The organism is Streptomyces regalis (assembly GCF_001509475.1).
Classification (GTDB): domain Bacteria; phylum Actinomycetota; class Actinomycetes; order Streptomycetales; family Streptomycetaceae; genus Streptomyces; species Streptomyces regalis.
Genome location: NZ_LLZG01000170.1, coordinates 1 through 2,661, shown reverse-complemented (window position 1 = coordinate 2,661; position 2,661 = coordinate 1). Strand labels below are relative to the sequence as shown.

Below are 2,661 nucleotides of genomic sequence, written 5' to 3'. Positions count from 1 at the left end.
AAGACCGCGCTGAACGCCTTCGACATCACCTTCGACGGCCGCCTCTCTGCAGCCCGTCAGTAACCGTCAACCCGGTTACACCGCTCGTTTGACAGACCCCCCGACCGGCACTTGAGCGGCAGCCACCCGCGGCCCGTGGACGCCTGGCCTTGAGCGCTGTCCTCGGCCTTCGCCGACGTCCTGTCAGGGCCCGGCCCCACCTCGATCCCCGTGGCCTGCAGCGGTCCATGGCCTGCCGGGGCCCGCCCTCCGGCGCACCACGCCCGCGATCCGCTGGCAGTCCGGTGCCGCGTCGACGGCAGGCCGTCCCACCACCCAGGCACCGTCGAGCAGTCGGCCGGGGGCAGGACGCAAACGCGGCACCACAGCCGGTGGCGGCCGCGCGCGAAGACGCGGAGGTGCGGGCGAAACCGGTCTGGCTGTGGTGCTCAGCCGGCGCCGCGACGCCGGTGGACGTGGACCGCTGGTGGCAGTCGTTCCTTCGCCGCACCCAGCTGTCCCGGTAGAGCTCGACCGTGGGGAAGCCGCTGATGATGCCCTGTGGCATCAACAGTCCGTCGGCGGTGCTCAGCAGTCCCCCGGTGTTGTCGATGATTTCCGTCGGTGCCTGTTTGAACCGGAGTCGGATGCCTGGTGCCTCGGCGTGGGTGGCGCGGGCGAGTTCGGCGCCGAAGACGGCCACCGCGTTGTCGGAGGAGATCAGCTTGAACTCATGTTCCTCGCGGGTGGGGGTCGAAATCGGCCTGGCTGGTGAAGACACGCTCCAGTAGGCCGCAGGCGGTGGCGGTGCGGTCCTGGAGGGCCATGCCGCGGGCGGTCAGTTCGTAGCGTCCGCCGGCCCGGGAGAGCAGGTCGTCGTCGAAGTGGCGGCGCAGCCGTGCCAGGGCGGCGCTCATGGCGGGCCGACTGAGCCCGATGCGCGGCCGGCATTGGTGACGTTGCGCTCCTCCAGGAGATCGCGCAGGGCGACGACGAGGTTGAGGTCGAGGCTTGCCAGATTCACGAAGCGTCCCAGTGCCGGGGCAGAGCGTGCGGGTATTTCTCATTTGGATTCAGATATCCAGGGAATCGATTTCCCAGATCATAAGTTGCGGGCCAAATTAGTGGCACCGCATTCGGGAGGACATATAGAACGCCCAACTGCTTCCCGGCGACCTGATCCTCACCGGCAGCCCGGTCGGCAACGGCATCCACTCGGGCCGACTGCTGCGCGACGGCGACGTGATGGACGGCTCGGTCAACGGGCTCAGCGGAAGCCGGCAGGCCTGGAACCAGACCGGCGGTGCGACCGCCGCGACTTCGCTTTCCGTCACCGTACGCATGGAAGGACAGTGAGATGACCCGGATCGTGGTCGACTTCGACCGCTGCGAGGGCCACGGGTTGTGCGAACAGACCGCGCCCGAGGTGTTCCGGCTCGACGACGAGGGCGAGTTGCACCTGACGCGTGAGGAGGTGGACGCGGAGCACGAGACTGTCGTCGCGGCCGCCGTTCGGGTATGTCCCGTCGCGGCGTTGAAGGTGCAGCCGTGAAACGGATCGTCGTGGTCGGTGGGTCCATCGCCGCGGTCACGGCCGCGCAGAGCCTGCGTACCGAGGGCTACGACGGCCAGGTGACCGTGCTCTCCGAGGAGCCGCATCCGCCCTACTCGCGCGTTCCACTCTCGAAAGGCGTGCTGGCAGGCCGGGAGTCGGCGGAGTCGGCCCAACTGCCGCCGCCGAGCGAGGACATCGAGTTCCACACCGGAGCACGGGCCGCGCGGCTCGACATGCACGGCCGTCTGGTGACAACGGCCGACGGCACCGGCATACCGTACGACGGGCTGGTGATCGCCACCGGCGCCCGGGCACGCCGCCTCAACAGCGACAGCGACCTGGTGCTGCGCACGCTGGATGACGCCTCGACCCTCACCGCCAGGCTGACCACGGCCCGCAGCACGATCGTGCTGGGCGGCGGCTTCCTCGGCATGGAGGTCGCCAGCACCTGCCGCGCCCTCGGCCTGGAGGTCACCGTCGTCGACCTCGTACCGCCGCTGCTCAGGCTGCTCGGGCCGTGGCTGGCCGATCTCGCTGTCGCGGCCGCCCGTGACCTCGGCATCCGGGTCCGGGTCGCGCCGGACGGCGTCGACGTACTGGACGAACACCGCGTGCGCTGCGGGGAGTCGGTCCTGGAGGCCGACGTGATCGTCTGCGCGGCGGGCGACGTACCCAACACCGAATGGCTCAGGGACTCCGGCCTGGCCCTGGACGCGGGCGGCGGCCTCGTCGCCGACGCCTGCTGCCGCGTCGCTCCGGGCATCGTCGCCGCCGGAGACGTCGTATCACGCCAGGGGCGCCGGACTCCCCACTGGACCAGCGCGGTCGAGCAGGGAAGGACGGCCGCGGCGAGCCTGCTGCACGGGGAGTCTGCGCGGCCCTACCGGCCCGACCCCTATTTCTGGACCGAGCAGTGCGGACTCGATATCAAGATCAGCGGCGAACTCCCCCTCACCGGAGCCCCCGAAGTCCTCGCCGGATCGGTGGACGACCGCAGTGCGCTGCTGAGATGGCACCACGACGGGGGTACGGCAACCGCCGTGGCGGTCAATCATCGACTTCCCGTCATCAAACTCAAGCGCCTCGGAGCTGCAGCGCCGCCCCCTGCCCATGCCCCCGCCCCTGCC

General features: G+C 70.1%; 2 protein-coding genes and 2 pseudogenes. 3 read left to right on the top strand and 1 reads right to left on the bottom strand.

Annotated features, from left to right (window positions below):
• Positions 1-487: 487 nt before the first annotated feature.
• Positions 488-1,003, bottom strand: a pseudogene (locus ADL12_RS57740) (LysR family transcriptional regulator); the annotation flags it as partial.
• Positions 1,004-1,134: 131 nt separating this feature from the next.
• On the opposite strand from ADL12_RS57740, the pseudogene ADL12_RS52875 reads away from it, so the two are divergent.
• From ADL12_RS52875 to ADL12_RS20820, 3 genes and pseudogenes are all read left to right on the top strand, one after another.
• Positions 1,135-1,335, top strand: a pseudogene (locus tag ADL12_RS52875) (fumarylacetoacetate hydrolase family protein); the annotation flags it as partial.
• Between the two features lies 1 nt (position 1,336).
• Entirely contained in the window at positions 1,337-1,531 is a 195-nt protein-coding gene (locus tag ADL12_RS20825; protein ID WP_062704181.1) for a ferredoxin, read from the top strand.
• On the top strand, positions 1,528-2,661 hold a 1,134-nt coding region (locus ADL12_RS20820), incomplete at its 3' end, for an NAD(P)/FAD-dependent oxidoreductase (RefSeq protein ID WP_062704180.1). The genes ADL12_RS20825 and ADL12_RS20820, both read left to right, overlap by 4 nt.